Annotated in this window: 18 protein-coding genes and 1 pseudogene; 9 read left to right on the forward strand and 10 right to left on the reverse strand. The window is 71.3% G+C overall.

The genetic code is table 11. The annotated features are described in order from the left end of the window. The first annotated feature begins 28 nt into the window (after nt 1-28). On the forward strand, nt 29-3,991 hold the full coding sequence (locus D1369_RS18510; protein WP_118082526.1) for an AAA family ATPase: 3,963 nt from the start codon (nt 29-31) through the stop codon (nt 3,989-3,991). A gap of 163 nt (nt 3,992-4,154) precedes the next feature. Next, a complete protein-coding gene (locus D1369_RS18515) occupies nt 4,155-4,892 on the forward strand; it encodes a glycosyltransferase family 2 protein (protein WP_037900921.1) in 738 nt (245 codons plus the stop codon). Nucleotides 4,893-5,085: 193 nt separating this feature from the next. Here the strand turns inward: D1369_RS18515 and D1369_RS18520 are convergent, their stop codons facing one another. From D1369_RS18520 to D1369_RS18530, 3 genes are all read right to left on the reverse strand, one after another. Beyond that, nucleotides 5,086-6,321, reverse strand: coding sequence for an amidohydrolase family protein (locus D1369_RS18520; protein ID WP_007383623.1), 1,236 nt, complete (start codon nt 6,319-6,321; stop codon nt 5,086-5,088). 111 nt (nt 6,322-6,432) lie between these two features. Next, nucleotides 6,433-7,191 (reverse strand): TIGR03943 family protein, encoded by a 759-nt coding sequence (locus D1369_RS18525; RefSeq protein ID WP_007383622.1) that lies wholly within the window; start codon nt 7,189-7,191, stop codon nt 6,433-6,435. After that, nucleotides 7,188-8,213: a permease gene (locus D1369_RS18530; RefSeq protein WP_007383621.1), complete on the reverse strand. Its 1,026-nt coding sequence runs from the start codon at nt 8,211-8,213 to the stop codon at nt 7,188-7,190. Before D1369_RS18530 ends, D1369_RS18525 begins: the two co-directional genes overlap by 4 nt. Before the next feature lie 219 nt (nt 8,214-8,432). Here D1369_RS18530 and D1369_RS18535 point away from each other — a divergent pair, with 219 nt between their 5' ends. Next, nucleotides 8,433-10,277, forward strand: coding sequence for an NAD(P)-binding protein (locus tag D1369_RS18535; protein ID WP_037900919.1), 1,845 nt, complete (start codon nt 8,433-8,435; stop codon nt 10,275-10,277). Nucleotides 10,278-10,413: 136 nt separating this feature from the next. Here the strand turns inward: D1369_RS18535 and D1369_RS18540 are convergent, their stop codons facing one another. Beyond that, a complete protein-coding gene (locus D1369_RS18540) occupies nt 10,414-12,228 on the reverse strand; it encodes a prolyl oligopeptidase family serine peptidase (protein WP_007383619.1) in 1,815 nt (604 codons plus the stop codon). 151 nt (nt 12,229-12,379) lie between these two features. Between D1369_RS18540 and D1369_RS18545 the strand changes: the two genes are divergently transcribed. Both D1369_RS18545 and D1369_RS18550 read left to right on the forward strand, forming a co-directional pair. Beyond that, nucleotides 12,380-12,754 carry a nuclear transport factor 2 family protein gene (locus D1369_RS18545; protein ID WP_037900916.1) on the forward strand — a complete coding sequence of 125 codons (375 nt, stop codon included), beginning with the start codon at nt 12,380-12,382 and terminating at the stop codon, nt 12,752-12,754. A gap of 106 nt (nt 12,755-12,860) precedes the next feature. Next, the gene (locus D1369_RS18550; RefSeq protein WP_007383617.1) at nt 12,861-13,691 is read left to right on the forward strand and encodes an SURF1 family protein; all 831 of its coding nucleotides are present in this window, start codon (nt 12,861-12,863) and stop codon (nt 13,689-13,691) included. Between the two features lie 15 nt (nt 13,692-13,706). Here the strand turns inward: D1369_RS18550 and D1369_RS18555 are convergent, their stop codons facing one another. From D1369_RS18555 to D1369_RS18570, 4 genes are all read right to left on the reverse strand, one after another. Continuing rightward, complete coding sequence (locus D1369_RS18555) at nt 13,707-14,735, reverse strand: hypothetical protein (protein WP_037900913.1); 1,029 nt, start codon at nt 14,733-14,735, stop codon at nt 13,707-13,709. Between the two features lie 131 nt (nt 14,736-14,866). After that, entirely contained in the window at nt 14,867-15,532 is a 666-nt protein-coding gene (locus D1369_RS18560) for a SigE family RNA polymerase sigma factor (RefSeq protein WP_078960181.1), read from the reverse strand. Between the two features lie 375 nt (nt 15,533-15,907). Then, on the reverse strand, nt 15,908-16,960 hold the full coding sequence (locus D1369_RS18565; RefSeq protein WP_007383614.1) for an aspartate-semialdehyde dehydrogenase: 1,053 nt from the start codon (nt 16,958-16,960) through the stop codon (nt 15,908-15,910). Next, the gene (locus tag D1369_RS18570; protein ID WP_007383613.1) at nt 16,957-18,234 is read right to left on the reverse strand and encodes an aspartate kinase; all 1,278 of its coding nucleotides are present in this window, start codon (nt 18,232-18,234) and stop codon (nt 16,957-16,959) included. Before D1369_RS18570 ends, D1369_RS18565 begins: the two co-directional genes overlap by 4 nt. Nucleotides 18,235-18,437: 203 nt before the next feature. On the opposite strand from D1369_RS18570, the gene D1369_RS18575 reads away from it, so the two are divergent. Further along, entirely contained in the window at nt 18,438-19,124 is a 687-nt protein-coding gene (locus D1369_RS18575) for a response regulator transcription factor (protein ID WP_007383612.1), read from the forward strand. After that, nucleotides 19,121-20,461 (forward strand): HAMP domain-containing sensor histidine kinase, encoded by a 1,341-nt coding sequence (locus tag D1369_RS18580; protein WP_037900909.1) that lies wholly within the window; start codon nt 19,121-19,123, stop codon nt 20,459-20,461. The genes D1369_RS18575 and D1369_RS18580 overlap by 4 nt, the downstream gene beginning before the upstream one ends. Here D1369_RS18580 and D1369_RS18585 read toward each other — a convergent pair. Then, nucleotides 20,427-20,927, reverse strand: a complete 501-nt coding sequence (locus D1369_RS18585; protein ID WP_037900908.1) for an SgcJ/EcaC family oxidoreductase — start codon at nt 20,925-20,927, stop codon at nt 20,427-20,429. The genes D1369_RS18580 and D1369_RS18585 overlap by 35 nt on opposite strands. 147 nt (nt 20,928-21,074) lie before the next feature. On the opposite strand from D1369_RS18585, the pseudogene D1369_RS18590 reads away from it, so the two are divergent. Beyond that, a pseudogene (locus D1369_RS18590) lies at nt 21,075-21,146 on the forward strand (sulfite exporter TauE/SafE family protein); the annotation flags it as partial. A gap of 139 nt (nt 21,147-21,285) precedes the next feature. Here D1369_RS18590 and D1369_RS18600 read toward each other — a convergent pair. Continuing rightward, on the reverse strand, nt 21,286-21,681 hold the full coding sequence (locus D1369_RS18600; protein WP_007383608.1) for an MmcQ/YjbR family DNA-binding protein: 396 nt from the start codon (nt 21,679-21,681) through the stop codon (nt 21,286-21,288). Between the two features lie 236 nt (nt 21,682-21,917). Between D1369_RS18600 and D1369_RS18605 the strand changes: the two genes are divergently transcribed. After that, complete coding sequence (locus D1369_RS18605) at nt 21,918-22,748, forward strand: AraC family transcriptional regulator (RefSeq protein WP_086023266.1); 831 nt, start codon at nt 21,918-21,920, stop codon at nt 22,746-22,748. The last annotated feature ends 18 nt before the right edge of the window (nt 22,749-22,766 follow it).

Raw genomic sequence — 22,766 nt, forward strand, 5'->3', positions numbered from 1 at the left:
CCGCGAGGGAAGTAAGGGGTGGAAGACCTTGAGCTCCGACTCAGGAGCGCGTACGGCCTTCGCGGAGCGTCTCGCACTGTTGTACAGAGAGGCAGGCAATCCGCCTCTCAAGCGCGTGTCCGAGGGAGTTGGCCGACTCCAGCGGGTGGACGAGCGGGGACGGCCCGTCCGGGTGTCCGCACAGCGGATCAGCGACTGGCGGCGGGCCCGCAACGTGCCCGCTCAGTTCACCGCCCTCGCGGCCGTGCTGCACATCCTCATTCCCGAGGCCCGGCGGATCAGTCCCACCCCCGTCTCGGCCGGTCTGTACGACCTCGGTCAGTGGCAGCGGCTGTGGGAGCGCGCGCTGGCGCCGGACGAGGACGAAGGCTCCCAGCCCGAGCCCCCGGTGGGGGTCTGCCCGTACCGCGGTCTGGCCTCCTACCGGCAGGAGGACGCCCGCTGGTTCTTCGGCCGGGAACGGAGCACTGAGGCTCTCGTCAAGCTGCTCCGCTCGGCGGCCGAGACCGGCACCGGCGGTCTGGTGATGCTCGTGGGCGCCTCGGGGGCGGGCAAGTCCTCGCTGCTCAACGCCGGTCTGGTGACCGCCCTTGAGGAGGACGCGCTCGGCGGTGCCGGTGCGGACGGCGGCCGCACGGTCCTCCAGCTGGTGCCGGGCGCCGACCCGCTCACGGAACTGACCTGCCGAATACCCGAGCTGAAGCCCGTCGTCTCCGCCATGGAGACGACCGGGCCGGACATCGAGCATCCCCCCGAATTCACGCACGCCGTCCGGGAAGCGGTCGCCTCGTGGGCTCAGCGCGAGGCCGCCACCGCCCGGCCGGTAGTGATCGTCGACCAGTTCGAGGAGGCGTTCACGCTCTGCTCGGACGAGACGGCCAGGCGTACGTTCGTCCGGCTGCTGCACGCCGCGTGCACGCCCGCCGGCCCGGACTCGCCCGCCCCCGCCCTGGTCCTGCTCGGCATCCGCGCCGACTTCTACGAGCGCTGCCTCGACCATCCCGAGCTGGCCGACGCGCTCCAGCACCGGCACATGGTGCTCGGGCCGCTCACCGACGGGGAACTGCGCGAGGCCGTGACGGGTCCGGCCCGGGCCGTGGGCCTGGAGCTGGAGCCCGGGCTCGCGGAGCTGATCGTGCGCGAGGTGAGTGCCGACGGTCCGCGCGGGGCGCACGACGCGGGTGTCCTGCCGTTGCTCTCGCACGCCCTGCTCGCGACCTGGCAGCGCCGCAAGGCAGGTCGGCTGACCCTGGCCGGCTATCGCGCGGCCGGCGGTATCCAGGGCGCGGTCGCGGCGACCGCCGAGCGGGCCTGGACCGGTCTGGACCCGGCGGCGCGTACGGCGGCCCGGCTGCTGCTGCTGCGCCTGGTGCGGCTCGGCGAGGACACCCAGGCCACTCGCAGGCGCGGCACCCGGCGCCGGCTGGCCGCCGAGTCGACGGACCCGGCCAAGACCGAGGAGTCCCTCGAAGCACTGGTACGCGCCCGCCTGGTGACGCTGGACGCGGAGACCGTGGAGATCACCCACGAGGCGCTGCTGACGGCGTGGCCGCGGCTGCGCGAGTGGATCGACGAGGACCGCAGCGACCATCTGCTGCGCCAGCGCATCGAGGAGGACGGCCGCTCCTGGGAGGGCTCGAACCGCGACTCCTCGCTGCTGTACCGGGGGTCACGGCTCGAACAGGCGCGCACCTGGGCGAAGTCCGCCGGGGACACCTATCTGACCCGCAGCGCGGTGGAGTTCCTGGCCGCCTCGGTCCGGCTGCGCCGGCGCACGGTCCTGATCGCCCGGGGCGCGGTGTCGGCGCTGGTCGTCCTCGCGATGGTGGCCGTCGGGGCGGCGGTGGTGGCCTGGCAGCAGCGCAACGACGCCGTGTTCGAGCAGGTCGTCGCGGAGGCGGACCGCGTCCAGTACACGGATCCGTCGCTGTCCGCCCGGATCGACCTGGTCGCGCACCGTCTGCGGCCCGACGACGAGGGCACCAACACCCGGCTGATCTCCATCGTCAACGCGCCGCTGGCCACCCCGCTCACCGGCCACACCGGTGCCGTGTACCTGACCTCGTTCAGCCCGGACGGAAAGCTCCTCGCGACCGCCGGCTACGACCGGACCGTCCGGCTGTGGGACGTCAGCGACCGCCGGCACCCCAAGGCGCTGGGCAAGCCCCTCGCCGGTGGCACGAGCTGGGTGAGCAGCGCGGTCTTCAGCCCGGACGGCAGGACGCTGGCCGGCGCGGGGGACGACGGGAAGATCAGGCGGTGGGACCTCGCCGACCCCCGGCACCCGAAGCCCCTCGGCACTCCCCTGGCCGGCCATGGCGGGACCATCTACCTGATCGCGTTCAGCCCGGACGGGCGCACGCTGGCCTCCGCCGGTGAGGACCGCACCGTACGGCTGTGGAACACGCGCGGCGCGCAGCGGCCCCCGACCGTCCTGACCGGTGCCGGTGCCGCCGTGCGGTCAGTGGCGTGGAGCCCCGACGGGCGCACGCTGGCGGCCGGTGGTGACGACGACTCGGTCCGCCTGTGGAACACCACCGACGTGCGGCGGCCCCGGGCGTACGACAGGGTGCTGAAGGGGCACACGGGTCTGGTGCACTCGGTCGCCTTCAGTCCGGACGGGACCGAGCTGGCCAGCGGCAGCGCGGACGACAGCGTCCGGCTGTGGGACGTGCGGGACCCGGCCGACCCGCGTCAGGTCGGCCCGCCGCTCACCGGTCACACCGGTCCGATCTGGTCCGTGGCCTTCAGCCCGGACGGGAGGATGCTCGCCGCCGCCAGCGCGGACAGCACGGCGAGCCTGTGGAACGTGAGCGACCCGGCGTACCCCTCGCAGGTCGGCGAGCCCCTGACCGGAAGCAGCGGCGAGATGTACGCGCTGGGATTCAGCCCCGACAGCCGTACCCTCGCGACCGGCAGCGGCGACAGCAAGGTGCGCCTGTGGTCGATCCCGGCGGGAGACCTGGTGGGCGGCAGCGGGGCGTTCCGGCGGGACGGCCAGGTGCTCGCCACCGCCGGGCGGGACGGGCGGATCCGGCTGTGGAACGTGACGGACCCGGCCCGGCCCCTGGCCCTGGGCAAGCCGTTCACCCCCGTGGTGCGCGACCCGGACTCCCAGGTGCTGTTCTCCCCCGACGGCCGCACCCTCGCGGTGCTCACCTCCGGCCGGGTCCACCTGTGGAACGTCGCCGACCCGGCCCACCCCGTCCCCTACGGCCCGGCGCTCGTCCTGCGCTCCCGGTTCATGGGCCCGGACGCCCTGGCGTTCAGCCCGGACGGACGCACCCTGGCCACCGCCTACGACAGCCACACCCTCCAGCTGTGGGACGTGACCGACCCGTCCCGTCCGGTCTCCCACGGCCCGATCGCCGGCCACCGGGGATACATCAACGGCCTCACCTTCAGCCCGGACGGCCGGACCCTGGCCAGCGGCAGCGCGGACGGCACGATCCGGCTGTGGAAGGTGACGGACCCGGCCCGTCCCACCCTGCTCGGCAAGCCGCTCACCGGGCACACCGGGCCCGTCAACGTGCTCCTCTTCAGCCCGGACGGACACACCCTGGCCAGCGGCGGCGACGACGACACGGTCCGGCTCTGGGACGTGGCCGACCCCGCGCACGCCGAGCAGGCGGGCGCCGCCCTCACCGGGCACACCGAGGCGGTGGTGTCGCTGACGTACAGCCGCGACGGTGCCAGGCTGGCCAGCGGCGGCAACGACAACACGGTCCGGCTCTGGGACGTGGCGGACCCGTCCGCGGCCGCCCCCATCGGGCAGTCGATGAGCCCCAGCGCCAAGACCGGCAGCTTTCTCACCTTCAGCCCCGACAGCCGCATGCTCGGGATCTCCAGCGGCGCGGACACCATCCGGCTGTGGGACCTCGACGTCGACGAGGCGATCGACCACATCTGCGCCACGACGGGGAACGTCCTGACCCGCCAGGAATGGAAGGAGTACCTGCCCAGGCTCTCGTACGATCCTCCCTGCGACTGAAGCGCATTACGTGATCCCAATCACAACTTCTCCCCCGGGCCGAGCACTCCGCTCCCGCTGTTCCATTTGCCTTGTTAGTCTTGGCCACGGCCCGACCGCTGGTGCATCCCCCGTCGCCAGCGGTCGGGTCTTTGCGTTCCTGATCACGTTTTACGCTGGGGCGGTGCGCATAACGATCATCACGGCCGTCCACGCCCCGTCCGCCCCCTTCCTGCCCGAGGCCTACACCTCACTGTGCGCACAGGAACTGCCCGGGGGCTGGGAGTGGCGCTGGGTGATACAGGAGGACGGCCGGACGGACGAGGTGCGCCCGTACGTCCCCGACGACCCCCGGGTGACCTTCCGTCAGGGCCGCCCCGGCGGACCGGGCGTCGCCCGCACCGTCGCACTCGCACACGCGACGGGTCCGTACGTGAAGGTCCTGGACGCCGACGATCTGCTCACCCCGGGCGCGCTCGCCCGGGACCTGGCCGCGCTGGAGGCGGATCCCGCGCTCGGCTGGGCGACCTGCCGAGCCCTGGACCGGCTCCCCGACGGCACCACGGTCGGCTCTCCCGGCGACCCCGAGGAGGGCCCGCTCGCACCCGGCGCGCTTCTCGCGCACTGGAAGGCCCACGCCGTCCCGCCGGTCGTCCCCGGAACCCTCTTCGTCCGCCGCGAACTGCTGCTCGCCCTCGGCGGCTGGATGGCCCTGCCCGCCTCCGAGGACACCGGCCTGCTGCTGGCCCTGGACGCGGTCAGCCGCGGCTGGTTCACCGCCGAGCCCGGCCTCCTCTACCGCAAGTGGGAGGGCCAGGTGACCGGACAGGCGGCGCATGTCGACACGGTGGAGCTGGGGGCCCGGTTAGCCGTGACGGAGGCGCGGGCACGAGCGCTGGCCGCCCTCGAATGGAGCCACTGACCGGGCTGGGGCCGGTCGCAAGCCTGGGGCCTGGTCGCAGAACTACGGCCCGTCGCAGGACTACGGCCGCAGGCAGGACGACAGCCGACCGCAGGGCTACAGCCGGTCGCAGAGATACGGCCGCAGGCAGAGCCACAGCCGACCGCAAGGCTACGGCCGGTCGCACGGCTGGGGGCTTGGCCGGTCCGCCCGGCTACCGGTCGAAGTCGAGGTCCAGCATGCGGATCGCGTTGCCCCGCATCAGTTTGTAGATCACGTCGTCCGCAAGCCCGGCCACATGCTCCTCGGCGACCTTCTTGGTGTGCGGCCAGGTCGAGTCGACGTGCGGGTAGTCGGTCTCGAAGGTCGCGTTGTCCACGCCGACGGTCTCGATGGCCTCGATGCCGTGCTTGTCGCGGAAGAAGCAGCAGAAGATCTGCCGGTAGTAGTACGTCGACGGCGGCTCCGGGATCAGGTCCTTGACGCCGCCCCAGGCCCGGTGCTCCTCCCAGACGTCGTCGGCGCGTTCCAGGGCGTACGGGATCCAGCCCATCTGGCCCTCGCTGTACGCCAGTTTGAGCCGCGGGAACTTCACCAGGACCCCCGAGAAGAGGAAGTCCATCATCGAGGCCATGGCGTTGTTGAAGGACAGCGAGGCCTGCACGGCGGGCGGGGCGTCGGGGGACGCGGCCGGCATCTGCGAACTGCTGCCGATGTGCATGTTGACGACCGTCCCGGTCTCCTGGCACGCGGCGAAGAACGGGTCCCAGTAGCCGGAGTGGATCGACGGCAGCCCCAGATAGGTCGGGATCTCGCTGAAGGTGACGGCCCGTACGCCCCGTTCGGCGTTGCGGCGGATCTCCGCGACCGCGAGCTCGATGTCCCACAGCGGGATCAGGCACAGCGGGATCAGCCGGCCCCCGCTGTCCCCGCACCACTCCTCGACCATCCAGTCGTTGTAGGCGCGCACACAGGCGAGCCCGACCTCCTTGTCCTTGGCCTCGGCGAAGGTCTGCCCGCAGAACCGCGGGAAGGTCGGGAAGCACAGGGAGGCCTCGACATGGTTCATCTCCATGTCCTCGATACGGGCCTTGGGGTCCCAGCAGCCCCGCCGCATCTGCTCGCGGGTGATCCCGTCGAGGGTCATCTCGTCCCGCGAGAAGCCGACGGCCGCGATGATCCGCTTGTACGGGAAGAGCTCGCCCTCGTACTCCCACCAGTCCGTGAGCTGGCCTTCCGGATCAGTGGTGAACCGGTACTTCCCGCCGACGTACGCGAGGTCCCCGATGCCGGCGGTGAGCGGCTTCGGCCCCCTGTCCCGGTACTTCGCCGGAAGCCAGGTCTCGAAGAGGTGCGCGGGCTCGATCACGTGATCGTCCACGCTGATGACTTTGGGGATGTCCCCGGTGCCCGGTCCCGTTCCGGTTCCGCTGTCGGTGGTGACGGCCATTGCCTGCCCCCTAGCCGGTATCTGATGGGTCGTCAGATTGCAGGCTAGGGGGAGGCCCCCGCATCGGCAAGGGCCGGACGGGTCGGCGCGACGCGGCTGAAGGGCCGGGCGTCAGTTGTTCCAGGTCTCGTCGTACGGGTCGTGCGGCGTCGGGACCGGCTCGGCCCGCGTGACCCGCAGGTACGGGATCGGGCCGCCGTTCACCGAGTCCTTGGTCCGCTCGGCCGTGTAGGTGCCGGTGACCTGGAGCCAGCCGTCCGGCTTGAGGACCGGCGGGACCTGCCCGGTCAGACCGACCTTGACCGGCTGGGCGTCCGCCGCGCAGCAGTTGAGGGCCATCCGGACCAGGTAGGGAGCGCCGGAGCGGTCCAGGGCGACGAACCCGGTGATGGTGATCTGCCGTCCGCCGAGGCCCCGGCCGTGCTCGTAGACGGCCCGGCCCGCGTAGTCGGCGAGACCGAGCCGCAGGGGGCCCTCGGCGGGGAGCTTCTGATAGCCGTACGCCTGCTGCAGGGCCGTACCCGTACGCATCGCGCTGTAGGAGCCGAGGGCGGGCGGGGCGACGAGGATCAGGGCGAAGAGGGGGAGGACGAGGAGCCAGGAGACGCGGGGTTCGCGGTGGACGTGCCCTTCTCCGTGGCCTTCTCCGTGGCCTTCTCCATCGACCTCTCCGTGACCTTCTCCGTGGTCCTTGTGCCGCCACTCGTACCAGGCCGTCGCCAGCGCCGTCGCGATGAGGACGACACCGGCCGCGAGGACCAGCGGGCGCAGGCCCGCCTTGACGTAACGGAGATAGAGGTCGGTGAGGCCCGCGTGCAGGAGGGCCGCGCCGAGGACGAACAGGACCGCCGACTGTGCCTGCCGGTTCACAGCATCACCAGCCCGGTCAGGACCGACACCACGATCGCCAGGGCGAGGGTGGCGGGCGCGAAGCGCAGGGCGAAGGCGCGGCCGAAGGTGCCGGTCTGCATCGCGAACAGCTTGAGGTCGATCATCGGGCCGACGACCAGGAAGGTCAGCCGCGCGGTCAGCGAGAACTGGGTGAGCGAGGCGGCCACGAACGCGTCCGCCTCCGAGCAGATCGACAGCACCACGGCGAGGGCGGCGAGCGCGAGCACGGCGATCACCGGGTTCTCCGCCGCCGTACGCAGCCACGACTGCGGGACGACGGACTTCAGGGTCGCCGCCGCCATGGCGCCCACGACCAGGAAGCCGCCCGCGTGCATCACGTCGTGCCGGACCGAACCCCAGAAGGCGGCGCCCCGGCCCTGCCCCTCGTACGCGTGACGGGCCGGCGGTTTCAGCAGGTCGGTGCGGCCGAGGCGCAGCCACAGCCAGCCCATCGCGCACGCCACCAGCAGGCTCGCGACCAGCCGGGCCACCACCATCTCGGGATCGCGCGGGAAGGCCACCGCGGTCGCCGTCAGCACGATCGGGTTGATCGCCGGGGCGGAGAGCAGGAAGGCGAGGGCCGCGGCCGGGGTGACACCCCTGCGTACCAGGGCTCCGGCCACCGGCACGGACGCGCACTCGCAGCCCGGCAGCACCGCGCCCGCCACCCCGGCCACCGGCACCGCGAGGGCGGGGTTCTTCGGCAGGGCGCGGGCGAAGAACGACGGCGGCACGAACACCGCGATCGCCGCCGACAGCAGCACCCCGAGCACCAGGAAGGGCAGCGCCTGGACGAGCACGGCGACGAACACCGTCATCCAGCTCTGCATGACCGGCGCGCCCAGCGCCCCGCGGATCGGCCCCTGGAGCAGCACCACCAGGAGCATCAGCAGGGTCAGCACGAGGGGGGAGTTCAGGCGCCGGTCGGCCTCGTCCCTCGGTGCCGGGCGCGGGTCCTCGCCGGCGTCCCGCGTGCGCGGAGGTGCTTTGGTGACGGACACGGCCGGGGTCCCTCCGGAGGTGGGGTGCTGGTTTCCCTGTCCGTGCGTACGGCGGAGAAGGTCCGATTGCTCAGTGTGCGCGACGGTTTGGGGATTTCTTGACAGAGGGTCGCCTCACCTGTCCGACGTGGCGACATCCGTCCCGGTGAGGCAGTCTTCTCCCTCGTGGGGAGCCTTCCGAACCAGAGTCCCGGGCCGCCGGGCGACGCGGCCGCGCACATGGTGGTGTGCGGGGACGACGGACTCGCGCACCGGCTGGCGGCCGAGCTCACAGGTGTCTACGGCGAGCAGGTCACGCTCGTCGTCCCGGCCTCCGAACGGACCGTGCGGCCACCGGTGGTGGTGCGGGCCCGGTCCGCGTCCGCGCTGCTCGACCGGGTGGTGACCGCGGCCGCCGGCCTGACCGGCAACGGCAACGGCGTGGTCACCGCCACCGGTGAACCCGCCAGCGGCATACGGCTGATGGAGGCCGCCGAGCCCAACGAGGCGGCGCTCACCGGGGCGGGCGTGGAACGCGCGGACGCGCTCGCGCTCGTGTACGACGACGACGAGACCAACATCCGCGCCGCCCTCACCGCCCGCCGCCTCAACCCCCGGCTGCGGCTCGTCCTGCGGCTCTACAACCGGCGCCTGGGCCAGCACATCGAGGAACTCCTCGACCAGGCCGCCACGTTGGCCGCCGGCGGCCCGGCCGACGGGACCGGCTTCGATGCCTCCACGACCGTGCTCTCCGACGCCGACACGGCCGCGCCCGCACTGGCCGCCACCGCCCTCACCGGCACCAGCAAGGTCCTCCAGACCGGCGGCCTGCTGCTGCGGGCGGTCGAACGGCCCCCGGCCGGGGCCGGGGTGAGCGCCGCTCCCGGTCTCGCCACGCTCGCCCTGCTCTCGCCGACCGACACCGCCGGGCTCGGCGGCGACCAGGGCCCGACCCTGCTCCCGGACGCGGCGACGGTGCGGGACGGCGGCGCACGTTCGACCGTCGTGCTGGAGCAGGTGTCGTACGCCGGGCCCTCGCTGCCCGACGGGCGGGGGGTGATGCCCTGGTTCGCCTCGCTGTTCTCGCGGCGGCTGCGGTGGTCGCTGGCCGGGATGGTGGGGTGCGTGGTCGCGCTCGCCGTCGCGCTGTGGCTGGTGACCGGGATCCATCCGCTGCATGCCTTCTATCTGACCCTGCTCGACCTGTTCGCGATCGACGACCCCGCGATCGGTCAGTCCGTCGGACGGCAGATCCTCCAGCTCCTTTCCGGGCTCGCCGGACTGCTGCTCCTGCCGGTGCTCCTCGCGGCGGTCCTGGAGGCCCTCGGCACCTTCCGCACCACGTCCTCCCTGCGCAAACCGCCCCGCGGCCTCGGCGGCCATGTCGTGCTGCTCGGGCTCGGCAAGATCGGCACCCGGGTGCTGACGCGGCTGCGGGAGCTGAACATCCCCGTGGTGTGCGTCGAGTCCGACCCCGAGGCCCGCGGACTGGCCACGGCGCGGCGGCTGCGGGTGCCGGTGGTGCTCGGGGACGTCACCCAGGAGGGGGTCCTGGAGGCCGCCAAGATCCACCGTGCGCACGCCCTGCTCGCGGTGACCAGCGCGGACACGACGAACCTGGAGGCCGTGCTGTACGCCCGGGCCGTGCGCCCCGACCTGCGGGTGGTGCTGCGGCTGTACGACGACGACTTCGCGACGGCGGTGTACCGGACCCTGAGGGCCGCGCACCCCCGGGCCTCCACCCGCAGCCGAAGCGTCTCCCACCTGGCGGCTCCCGCCTTCGCCGGGGCGATGATGGGCCGCCAGATCCTGGGGGCTTTCCCGGTCGAGCGGAGGGTGCTGCTGTTCGCGGCGGTGGACGTGGGCGGGCATCCCCAGCTGGAGGGGAGGACGGTGGGGGAGGCGTTCCGGGCGGGTGCCTGGCGGGTGCTGGCGCGGGAGGAGTCCGGGGACTCTCCGGGCCTGGCATGGGATCTGCCGGACACGTATGTGCTTCAGGCGTCCGACCGGGTGGTGCTGGCGGCGACCCGGCGGGGGCTGGCGGAGCTGCTGGGGCGCAGGGGACGGGAGCGGTCGGGAACATAGCCGTTCGTCGCGGACTGCGGCGCGGTGGGGGCTGGGCGCGCAGTTCCCCGCGCCCCCAGGTGGGTGCACCTGAAGTCGGCCGCGCTGTACCACCCGAAACCAGCCCCCACGCACCCGCGGCGGAATGTCCGCCGGGCTATCCCAAGTACCTCGCCGCGAAGTCCAGTTCCAGCTTCACCTGCTTGATCCGCTCGTCCACCACCAGCGAGCCGTGACCCGCGTCGTACCGGTACACCTCGTGCACCGCCCCCCTCGACTCCAGCCGCTTCACGTAGTTGTCGACCTGGCGGATGGGGCACCGCGGATCGTTGACGCCCGCCGAGATGTACACCGGAGCCTTCACCTGGTCCACGTACGTCAAGGGCGACGACGCCTCGAAGCGCTCCGGCACCTCCTCCGGCGTACCGCCCAGCAGCGTCCGGTCCATCGCCTTCAGCGCTTCCATCTCGTCGTGGAACGCCGTGACGTAGTCCGCGACCGGCACCGCCGCGATGCCCAGCGCCCACGCGTCCGGCTGGGTGCCCAGGCCGAGGAGCGTGAGGTAGCCGCCCCAGGAGCCACCCGTGAGGATCAGACGGCCGGGGTCGGCGAGGCCGGACGTGATCGCCCATTCCCGCACCGCCGCGATGTCCTCCAGCTCGATCAGGCCGACCCGGTGCTTCAGCGCGTCGGTCCACTCGCGCCCGTACCCCGTGGAGCCGCGGTAGTTGACCCGGACGACCGCGTACCCGTGGTCCACCCACGCCGCCGGGCCCGCGGCGAAGGAGTCGCTGTCGTGCCAGGTCGGGCCGCCGTGGATGTCGAAGACCGTCGGCAGCGGTCCCGTGGTCCCCGCAGGCTTCTGGACCAGGGCGTGGATCCGGCCGCCCGGGCCCTCCACCCACACGTCCTCGACCGGCACCGAACCGGGGGACCTCAGACCCGGCGGGTCCAGGACCACTTCGCCCGTCGTCGAGCGCACCGCCGACGGCTCGGCGGCCGAGGACCACAGGTACTCCACGCTGCCGTCGGGGCGGGCCGTCGCCCCGGAGACCGATCCGGGCGGGGTCGGGACCTTCTCCAGCTTGCCGCTCTCCAGGTCGTACCGGAAGAGCTCGCTGCGGGCCTCGAAGCTGTGCACGATGAGCAGACCGGTGCCGTCGGGGTACCACTCGGCGCCCACGTCACCGGGCAGGTCCAGGGCGAGGTCGCTCTCCTCGCCGGTGGCCACGTCCCACACCAGCGGCTCCCAACGGCCCCGCCGCTGATGGCCGATGAGCAGCCGGGTGTCGCCGTCGACCGGGGCGAAGCCGAGGACCTCCAGGCCCAGCTCCTCGGTGCCGCCCCGGGTGTCGTCGAGTTCGGCGACCGCCCTGCCGTCGGGGCGCACCACGCGCAGCGCCGAGTGCATCGCGTCGCCGTGCTCGGTGTGCTCGATCGCGATCAGCGAGCCGTCGTGGGAGAGGTCGCCGACGCCGGCCGACTCGCGGTGCCGGTAGATCTCCACCGGCTCCTCTCCGGTGCGCACGAGGTGGATGGAGGTGCCCTCGTCGTCGGTCGAGCGGCCCACGACCGCCGTACGGCCGTCCCGGCCCAGGGCCGCGCCCGCCGGGTAGGAGGGCTCCAGGCCCGGCGCGGCGAGCTCGTCCGCGCCGCCCTCGAAGGGCTGGCGGCGCCAGACGCCGAACTCGTCGCCGTCCTTGTCGTCGAACCACCAGATCCACGCGCCGTCCGGGGAGAGCACGCCGTCCGTGGTGCCGTTGGGCCGGTCCGTGACCTGCCGCTGGACGCCGGTGGCCCGGTCCCAGGCGTACAGCTCGTACGTCCCCGTGGCGTTGGAGACGAACAGGGAGCGGTCGGGGGCGTCCTCCGCCCAGTCGGGCAGCGACACCCGGGGCGCCCGGAAGCGCTTCTCCCAGTCCGGCATCTCGTTGTTCCGCTCGGCCGCGGCGGACCCGTTGCTCTCAGTCATGACCCCATACTGCCTGCCCTCACAGACAATCCGCAGACGAGGTCCCCAGCCTGTGGAAAACTTCTACCGGCCGCTTACCCGAACCCTGTGCGACCAGGTCGGAGGGGCCGTCCCGGGCCCGTTGTCAGTGGCGGGGTGCACACTCGTCCCCATGACCGATCTGCGTGAGACCGTGGAGCGTTTCTGGGCCCTCGCCGAGGCCCGCGACTGGACCGCGTTCGCGGACACCCTGGCCGAGGACGTCGTCTACACCCTGCCGCAGACCCGCGAGCGCGTCAGCGGACGGAAGCGGTACGTCGAGTTCAACCGGGAGTACCCGGGCGACTGGCATCTGCGGATCGAGCGGATCGTCGCCGAGCCGGACCAGGTCGTCACCTGGGCGCACGTCACGGTGGGTCTGGAGGAGATGTACGGCATCTCGTTCTTCACCGGGGACGAAAGCGGCCGTATCACCACCGTCACCGACTTCTGGCCGGAGCCGTACGAGCCCCCGGCGGGTCGTGACCACCTCACCGAGCGGTACTGACCGCTCCTGAAGACTGAGCGGGAGTACGTCCTGGGCGTGCACGTTCAAATCCAGCAGTCCCAACCCCGCGCCCCGGCGCCCCGGGGCGGCCCCGTACCGTGGGAGTGTGTACCGGTTTCTGCTGACGCCTCGCTGGTTTGGCATCAACGTCTTCCTGCTGCTCGCCATCCCGTTCTGCGTCTTCATGGGGTCGTGGCAGCTGAGCCGGTTCGAGGACCGGATGGCGGAGAGCCGGGACGCGAAGCAGTCGGTCGTCACCGACGAGCGGGAGGCCGCGCGGCCGCTGGCCGAGCTGCTGCCGGTGGACAAGGCGACCTCCGGCAAGCAGGTCACCGCGAGCGGCCGGTACGACAAGCAGCTGCTCGTCCCCGACCGGCAGGTGGACGACCGCGAGGGCTACTACGTCCTGACGCTGCTGCGCACCGACGGCGGCAAGGCCCTGCCGGTGGTCCGGGGCTGGCTGCCGGGCACCCCCGACCCGGCGAAGGTCCCGGCCGCGCCGAAGGGCGAGGTCACCGTCACCGGTGCGCTCCAGGCGTCCGAGACCCCGGGGGACAACGGCGTCAGTGCGCGGGGCGGGCTTCCCGCCGGGCAGACCTCGGCGATCAGCGCGGCCTCCCTGATCAACCTGGTGCCGTACGACGTGTACGACGCGTGGGTCACCCTCAACACCGGTGACTCCGGCATGAAGGCGGTGCCCGCGACGGCGCCCGCGGACAGCGGGCTGGACCTCAAGGCCTTCCAGAACCTCGGCTACACCGGCGAGTGGTTCGTCTTCGCCGGCTTCGTGGTCTTCATGTGGTTCCGTCTGGTGCGCCGCGAGGTGGAGTTCATCCGGGACGCTGAGCTGGGGATCGTCCCGGACGACGAACAGCGGGAACAGGGACAGCGGGACCAGGGAACGCAGGGACAGTCCCAGGAGAAGACGCCCGCCTGAAGGGCGTTCCGGCCGTCACGCCGACGGGAGCACGCCCGTCCAGTACACGACCCCCGCGCACGCGTTGGACACGGTCGTGGACACCGACGGTCCGCCGCCCTCGGCCGTGTTGCCCACCAGGACGCTGCCGTCGAGGGTGCCACCGTCCGTGAGGAGCTGGGTGGAGGTGCCGGTGTCGCCGCCGGTGGAGGAGCCCTCACCGGTGGAGGTGTCCGGGGAGGTCGTGGGGTCGGGGCTGGGGTCGGTCGAGGGTTCCGAGGTGGGACAGGTCTCGGACGGCACCCAGGCGAACTTCACGTCGTAGGAGGAGCCCGGCTGGAGCACCAGCTGGGAGACCTCCTGGGAGGGGTCGGGCAGCCCCGCCGAGGCCGCGTCACCGGACACGTGCCGCTGCGCGACGATCTTGCTGCTGTCGGCCGCGCCCTGAGCGCTCGTCGTCACGATGCCGGGCCCCGTGACCGTACAGGCGTCGCTGGAGCCGTTGGTGATGTGGAACGTGCCGTAGACCGTCCCGGAGGCGTCGGGCCCCGCGGTGCTCGCCGTGGGGGTGCCGAGCTGTGCGGCCGTACAGACCGCGGCGCTGGTGGAGGTCGTGGCCGACGGGTCGGTGCCGCTGCTCGCGCCGGTGCTCGCGCCCGCGGACTTGCCCTTGCCCTGGTCCTTCGAGCCGCCCTTGCCCTTGTCCTCGGGCTTGCCCGCGGAGCCGCCGGAGGTGGACTCGCCGCCGTCCTCCTGCTTGCCCTGGCCCGCGCCGCCCTGCATCTGGGAGGTGTGCCCGGCGTTGGAGGTGTTGGCACTGGTCCTGGTGGAGGAGACGTGCACGACGGCGGGGATCGCGGTCCCGAAGAAGAGGGCCGCGGCCGCCATGCCGACGACGGCCTGCCGCTTGCGTGCCCGCCGGGCGGGCACCGCCTTGCGCAGATGGTCCAGGGTGCCGTCACGCGGCTCCATCTCCTGGACCGCCTGGTGCAGCAGTCGTCGCAGTGCCAGCTCGTCCGAGTCGAACTCCCCCGTGGAGCTCAGATCGTCGGGGCCCTGATTCACAGTTCCGTTCCCAGCGTGCGATTGCTTGTGCTCTTGCCGCGCCGCCCAGGTCGGCTCGTGCTTGCCTTCCCTGGTCGGCTCATGCCACGCGTAAGGCTCGTGGCGCCGTCCCTCGGAATCACCCTCGCCGCTCACACCGGTTCCTCCATCGCGACCCGCAGGGCGGCGATCCCGCGGGAACCGTACGCCTTCACCGAGCCCAGCGAGATGCCGAGCGTATCGGCGACCTGGGCCTCGGTCATGTCCGCGAAGTAGCGCAGGACCAGGACCTCGCGCTGGCGGCGCTGCAGGCCCTTCATGGCCTTGATGAGCGAGTCGCGCTCCAGCTGGTCGTACGCCCCCTCCTCGGCGCTCGCCATGTCGGGCATCGGCTTGGACAGCAGTTTGAGTCCGAGGATGCGCCGGCGCAGCGCCGAGCGGGAGAGGTTGACGACCGTCTGGCGCAGGTACGCGAGCGTCTTCTCCGGGTCCCGGACGCGTTTGCGCGCCGAGTGGACGCGGATGAACGCCTCCTGGACGACGTCCTCGCAGGAGGCGGTGTCGTCGAGCAGGAGGGCCGCGAGACCCAGCAGGGAGCGGTAGTGCGCCCGGTAGGTCTCGGTGAGATGGTCGACGGTGGTTCCGGCTGCCGCGGTGTCCTCGGCGTACTCGGCTCCGTCACGCTGACTGGGTATGCGGGCGGGCCGCGCTGCGGGCATGGGGGCGATCACCGGCATGCCACCGGGCGCCCCGGGCCTGCGGGGCCGGAGGACAGCCGCGCCGCTCGGCGCGGCAGGGAAGTCGAGTACCTGAGCCACGACAGTTGGACACGCTCACCCCGGTGAGGGTTGTACGCGACCGTCCATCTTCTCTCAGGCAGCACAACTGACCGTGCGTCAAACGCGCTCATGCCCTACCCGCTCTTCCCCTGTGTCCTGAATGGCCGAGGCGTCCCCACGCCTCGCAAGCATCCCCGCACCCCTGAAAGGGCGTTCGCAAAGACGCTCCCCGCCCTTCGCACGGTTGCGGAGAGCGGGGAGGAAAATCTTCGGACGTCCTGGCGCCGGGATCAAGTGGTACGGACCATTAGTCGCACCACATGTCGCACACAGATCCTACAAAGGGTTCCGGCCATGGCCAGGACTTTTCCGGTACGCACAACTGCGTACGGCAGATCTGCCGTCGGCCGGACGTCACCCGAACTCGGCCGCGACGAGCTCCGCGATCTGCGCGGTGTTGAGCGCGGCACCCTTGCGCAGGTTGTCCCCGCACACGAAGAGTTCGAGGGCGGTGGGGTCGTCGAGGGCCCGCCGGACCCGCCCCACCCAGGTGGGATCGGTGCCGACGACGTCGGCGGGGGTGGGGAACTCGCCGGCGGCCGGATCGTCGAAGAGGACGACCCCGGGGGCGGTCGCGATGATCTCGCGCGCCTTGCGGACGGTGACCTCGCCCTCGAAGCGGGCGTGGACGGTGAGGGAGTGCACGGTGACCACCGGGACCCGCACACAGGTAACGGCGACCGGCAGCGTGGGCAGGCCCAGGATCTTGCGGGACTCGTCCCGCACCTTCATCTCCTCCGAGGACCACCCGTCCTCGCGCAGGGAACCGGCCCACGGTACGACGTTCAGCGCGACCGGCTCCGGGAACGGCCCGGTGTTGTCGCCGACGGCCCGCCGCACGTCACCGGGGTGCGTGCCGAGCTCGGTGCCCGCGACCAGGGACAGCTGCTGGCGCAGGGTCTCCACGCCAGCCCGGCCCGCGCCGCTCACCGCCTGGTACGAGGACACCACCAGCTCCCGCAGCCCGAACTCGGCGTGCAGCGCGCCCAGGGCCACGATCATGGAGAGGGTCGTGCAGTTGGGGTTGGCGATGATCCCGCGCGGCCGCTTGCGGGCCATGTGCGCGTTGACCTCGGGCACCACGAGCGGCACCTCCGGGTCCATCCGGAAGGCGCCGGAGTTGTCCACGACGACGGCACCGCGTGCGGCGGCGACCGGCGCCCAGTGCGCGGCCACCTCGTCGGGTACGTCGAACATGGCGACGTCGACCCCGTCGAAGGCCTCCTCCGACAGGGCGACCACCTCGACCTGCTCCCCGCGCACGGCCAGCTTGCGGCCGGCCGAGCGCGGGGAGGCGATCAGTCGGATCTCGCCCCAGATGTCCGCGTGCTGGGACAGGATCTGGAGCATGACCGTGCCGACGGCCCCGGTCGCGCCTACGACCGCGAGCGTCGGACGTACGGTCATCGGCCGGTGCCTCCGTAGACCACGGCCTCGTCGCTGTCGGAGTCGAGCCCGAAGGCGCTGTGCACGGCGCGGACGGCTTCGTTGACGTCGTCGGCGCGGGTGACGACCGAGATGCGGATCTCGGAGGTCGAGATCAGCTCGATGTTCACGCCGGCGTCAGACAGGGCGGTGAAGAAGTCGGCCGTGACGCCCGGGTTGGTCTTCATACCCGCGCCGACGAGGGAGATCTTGCCGATCTGGTCGTCGTAGCGCAGCGAGTCGAAGCCGATGCCGGACTTGTTCTTCTCCAGGGCGTCGATGGCCTTGCGGCCCTCGGCCTTGGGGAGCGTGAAGGAGATGTCCGTCAGCCCGGTGGAGGCGGCGGAGACGTTCTGCACGATCATGTCGATGTTGATCTCGGCGTCCGCGATCGTGCGGAAGATCACCGCGGCCTCACCCGGCTTGTCCGGCACGCCGACGACCGTGACCTTGGCCTCGGAGGTGTCGTGCGCGACACCGGAGATGATGGCCTGCTCCACCTGCTTGTCCCCTTGCTCGATCGGCTCACTGCTCACCCACGTGCCCTGCAGCCCGCTGAAGGACGACCGGACGTGGATCGGGATGTTGTAGCGACGGGCGTACTCCACACAGCGGTGGAGCAGCACCTTCGAGCCCGAGGCGGCGAGCTCCAGCATGTCCTCGAAGGAGATCCAGTCGATCTTCTTCGCCTTCTTGACCACCCGCGGGTCGGCGGTGAACACGCCGTCGACGTCGGTGTAGATCTCGCACACCTCGGCGTCGAGGGCGGCCGCGAGCGCCACGGCGGTGGTGTCGGAGCCACCGCGCCCGAGCGTGGTGATGTCCTTCTTGTCCTGGCTGACGCCCTGGAAGCCGGCGACGATGGCGATGTTGCCCTCGTCGAGGGCCGTACGGATACGGCCCGGCGTGACGTCGATGATCCGGGCTTTGTTGTGGACCGAGTCGGTGATGACGCCGGCCTGGCTGCCGGTGAAGGACTGGGCCTCGTGGCCCAGGTTTTTGATCGCCATGGCCAGCAGCGCCATGGAGATACGCTCCCCGGCGGTCAGCAGCATGTCGAACTCCCGCCCGGCAGGCATGGGAGATACCTGCTCGGCGAGATCGATCAGCTCGTCCGTCGTGTCGCCCATCGCGGAAACGACGACGACCACCTGGTGGCCGTTCTTCTTCGCTTCGACGATCCGCTTGGCGACGCGCTTGATGCCCTCGGCATCGGCTACGGAGGAGCCTCCGTACTTCTGCACGACAAGGCCCACGTGCGCTCCTCGCTCAGTCCGTGTGTGTCGGCTCAGTTTAACGAGCGCCCGAAATCCACCCCCGCGGTATCGCATCGTGAGATTCGGACGCCCAGGTCAGCGCATGCCCATTCGCGGACCTCGGGAAAAGTGCACCGTGTCACATGACGATGTGAGACCCAGGTGACAGCTGTGAATTAAGTTTCAAGGATTAGGGTGCCGCTGTGCGCGTACTCCTGGTGGAAGACGATGAGCCGGTCGCCCAGTCCCTGAGACGGGGTCTGATCCGGTACGGGTTCGAGGTCGAGTGGGTCTCCACCGGCGCGGCCGCCCTCGGCCACGAGGGCCCCTACGACGTCGTCCTCCTCGATCTCGGGCTGCCCGACACCGACGGCCTCGACGTGTGCAGGGCGCTGCGCGAGCGCGGTGACGTGCCGATCATCGTGATCAGCGCGCGCAGCGACGAGACGGACCGGGTGGTCGGCCTGGAGCTCGGCGCCGACGACTACGTGACCAAGCCGTTCGGGGTCCGGGAGGTCATCGCGCGGATACGGGCCGTGATGCGACGCGCGCAGCCCCGTACCGAGGTCGCCGCGGCGGGTCCCGACACCTACGGCTCCCGTCTGAGCATCGACCGCAAGGCCGCCCGGGTCCGTCTCGACGGCGAGGAGGTGCCCCTGGCACCCAAGGAGTACGACCTGCTGGCCTTCCTCACCGAGGAGCCGGGCGCGCTGATGTCGCGCGAGCAGATCATGGAGGCGGTCTGGGACGCGAACTGGTTCGGGCCGACCAAGACACTGGACGTGCACGTGGCGGCGCTGCGGCGCAAGCTCGCCGGGGCGGTCGTCATCGAGGCCGTCCGGGGTGTGGGCTTCCGGCTGGAGATCGTCAAGGACACCGGGGCCTCATGAACCGGCAGCTCATCCGGAGTTACATCCTGCTGGTCGCGGTGGCCATCTTCCTGTTCACCGTCCCGGTCGCCTTCACGCTGACCGAGCAGCTGCGGGACGACACCCGGCAGTCGGTCCTGCGCGAGGCGAACACCATGGCGCTGCTGCTGAGCAACGGCACCAGCACCTCGTGCGAGGCCCTGACCGAGGTGGCCACGGCGTACGGCGACGTCCAGGCGACCCCGACCGCCGACTGTGACCCGAAGCTGCCGAAGCCCGTCGCGGACGCGGCGCTGACCCGGGCCGTGCAGAAGAACAGGGCCACGACGGACTGGGGTTCGGACTTCGTCTGGGGCAAGCACCTGACCGTCACCGTCCCCGCGAAGGGGCACGCGGCCGTACGGATCGTCTACTCGACCTCGGACATGACCACACGGCTCTGGCAGATCTGGGGCTTCCGGGCCGGACTCGCCGTGCTCGTCCTGGGAGCGGCCGCCGCGATCGGCGCGTTCGCCGCCCGCAGGATCACCGCCCCCCTGCGCGAACTCAACTTCATGGCCAGCAAGTTCAGCGACGGCGACCTGACCGCGCGCTCCCCGGTGACGGGCCCGCCGGAGACGCAGACGCTGGCCCGCACCCTGAACCAGGGCGCGGAACGTCTGGACACACTGGTGGCCTCGCAGCGCATCTTCGTGGCGGACGCCTCGCACCAGCTCCGCACCCCGCTGACCGCGTTGCGCCTGTCGCTGGACAACATCGCGGACGGGGTGGACGACGAGTTCGTCCGGGAGGACGTGGAGCAGGCGACGGCGGAGGTGGTTCGCATGAGCCGCCTGGTCAACGGCCTTCTCGTGCTCGCGCGGGCCGAGGCGAAGGTGACGGCCGCGGAGCCGTTGCCGCTCCGGGAGATCGTGGAGGAACGGCTGACGGTGTGGAGGCCGGCCGCCGACGAGCGCGGAGTCACCATCGCGCTCAGGGGGAGTGGTGTCGACGACCGGCCGTCTGTGCTGGCCAGCCCCGGTCATCTGGACCAGGTGCTGGACAACGTGCTCTCGAACGCCCTGGAGGTCTCGCCCGACGGCGGACGGATCACCGTCGAGATCGAGCCCCGGGCGGACACGGTGGTGCTGTCGGTACGGGACGAGGGACCCGGCATGTCCGACGCCGACAAGTCCCGCGCCTTCGACCGCTTCTGGCGCGGCCAGGGCCTGACCGGACGCTCCGGCTCCGGCCTCGGCCTCGCCGTCGTCAAGCAGCTGGTGACCGACGACGGCGGAGCCGTGACGCTGGCGGACGCGCCGGGGAGCGGGCTGAAGGTGGAGATCAGCCTTCGGGCATCACCGAGGAGTGGTGGTTGACGATCTTCCACACACCGTTCTCCTTCTCGTACGTGTACGAGTAGCGGGCCTCGACGACACGCTTGGCGCCGCTCTTCGGGTCGGTGAGCGTGAACTCGTAGACGCCGGTGTCGATCGCGGAGTTGCTGTCGAGGACGTTGACGATCGTCTGGATCTTCTTGCCGACCGGCTTGTTCGGGAGGAAGTGCTCGAAGTAGTCGACGATCTGCGCGTGGTTGGTTCTGACCTTGTTGGAGACGGTGGGCAGCAGGACCGCGTCCTTGGCGTACAGGCTCGCCACCTTGTCGGGGTCACCGGTCTTCAGGGCCGCGTTCCAGGTGGTGAACAGGCCCGCGATCTCCTTCTTGGTGGGCTTCTTCGCGGCGTCCGTCCCTGCGGTGGCGACGACGGTACCGACGGTTCCCACGGCGACGATCGCGGTCGCGGTGACGATGGCTGCGCGCTTGGTTATGGAACGACGGTTCATCGCTGTCTCCAGTGCGGTGAGAGGCTGTGCTGTGAAGTGACTCCAGCCTCTCTTTTCGCTGGTTAGAGCCCGTGCAGCCGAGATACAGGGCAGAGACAGGGGTTACCCAATTCACGCTGGGTGACGTTTCCGTGACAGGTGAGGTGCTGGACGGTACGGGAGTTCGTACCGAACGCGATGTTCTACGGCGTGATCGTGAACGCCTTCTCGGTGGTCGCGTTCTTGCTCGCGGACGTGTCCGGGTTCGCACTTGACCGTGATGACCTGTTCGTACGGGTCGTCGGTGACGCTCAGGAACACCTGCCCGCGACCAGGGCCGCCTGGCGGGCGGTGTCCTGAAGCCGGTCACCGGCCGCGCTCACCGGGCCGCCCGCGTGCCGGTGCCGTAGGTGTGCGGGTCGACGGGCCGCTCGGCCTTGGGCAGTTGGGCGACGACGAGCCGGTAGGAGTCGGTGACGAGCTCCCGGACGAGCTCCTTGTCGACGCCTTCTCCGCCCTCCACGGTGATCCAGTGCTTCTTGTTCAAGTGATAGCCGGGGGTGATCTGGCTGTACTGCTCCCGCAGGGCGTGGGCCTCGCCGGGGTCCGCCTTGAGGATCACCACGGGCCGCCCCGGGACCTCGGTCATCAGCATGAACACCTTGCCGCGCACCTTGTAGACCTCCCAGTCGGGGCCGAAGGGGTGCTCCAGGTGGGCTCCGGGGAGTTCCTCCGCGCAGTCGGCGGCGGTCTTGTGCAGGGCCGATCCGTTCATGGGGCGTTGCCTTCCTCAGGTGGTGACGGACTGTTGCTTCGAGGAATGTGGAGGGCGCGCCGCGCGGGCGCGGTGGCGCGTCCATCCTTCCGCCGCAGCCGACCGAAAGGGCGGTAGGCTGCGGACACGTGATGGTCGACATGCGACACCCCGATCCGAGTGGAAGCGCGGCCGGTCCGGCTGTGGTTCCGCTGTTCGGTTTCCAGCCCCCGGTCGGTACCCCGTACGGCCTTGAGGTGAGCACCGTCGAGGACTTCTTCGCCCACCACGACGACTGGCCGTGGAACCCGCCCCGTCCGGGCCGCGCCACCTTCCACTACCTCATCGCCGTCACCGAGGGCGAGCTGCGGCACGACGTCGACCACGTCACGCGGACCGTCACCCCCGGCCAGTGGCTGTGGGTGCGCCCCGGACACGCACAGTGCTGGCATCCGCCCGGCACGGCCCGCGGCCCGTTCATCCTGTTCGAACCGGACGTGCTACGGCCCGACCTCGCCCGTCTCCTGGCCCCGCTCACCGCGCACGCGGCCCCTGCCGTGCTCAGCCCGCACCCCGACGACACCGCCTGGCTCCAGCAGACCGCACTCCAGCTCCTGGACGAACACCGCGCACTGGGACGCCGCCCCCTCGACATCCACCACGCCCTGCGGCGCAGCCTGCTCGAATCGCTGCTGCTGCGCCTGGCCAACTCCCCGGGCATCGCCCCCACCGGGCCGGCCGCGGCCGGCCCGGGCCGCGCCGACAGATACCGACGCTTCCTGGACGCCTTGGAGCTGCACTTTCGCGAGCTGCACCAAGCCGCGGACTACGCCGAGTTGCTCGGCTGCTCGGTCCGCACCCTCAGCCGTGCCGCCCGGGACGCCACCGGCAAAGGAGTACGTGAACTCATCGACGAGCGGCGTCTCCTGGAAGCCCGACGCCTGCTGGGAGCTGCCCGGTGGGATGCCCGGATGGTGGCCGTCCACCTGGGCTTCAGTGATCCCGCGAACTTCGGCCGCTTCTTCCGCGACCGCACCGGCCTCACCCCGGCCGCCTTCGCGGCCCGCGCAGCCAGGACCGACGCGTGACGGAAACGCGGCGGACGT

Origin of the sequence: Streptomyces sp. CC0208 (assembly GCF_003443735.1) — a bacterium.
Taxonomy (GTDB): domain Bacteria; phylum Actinomycetota; class Actinomycetes; order Streptomycetales; family Streptomycetaceae; genus Streptomyces; species Streptomyces sviceus.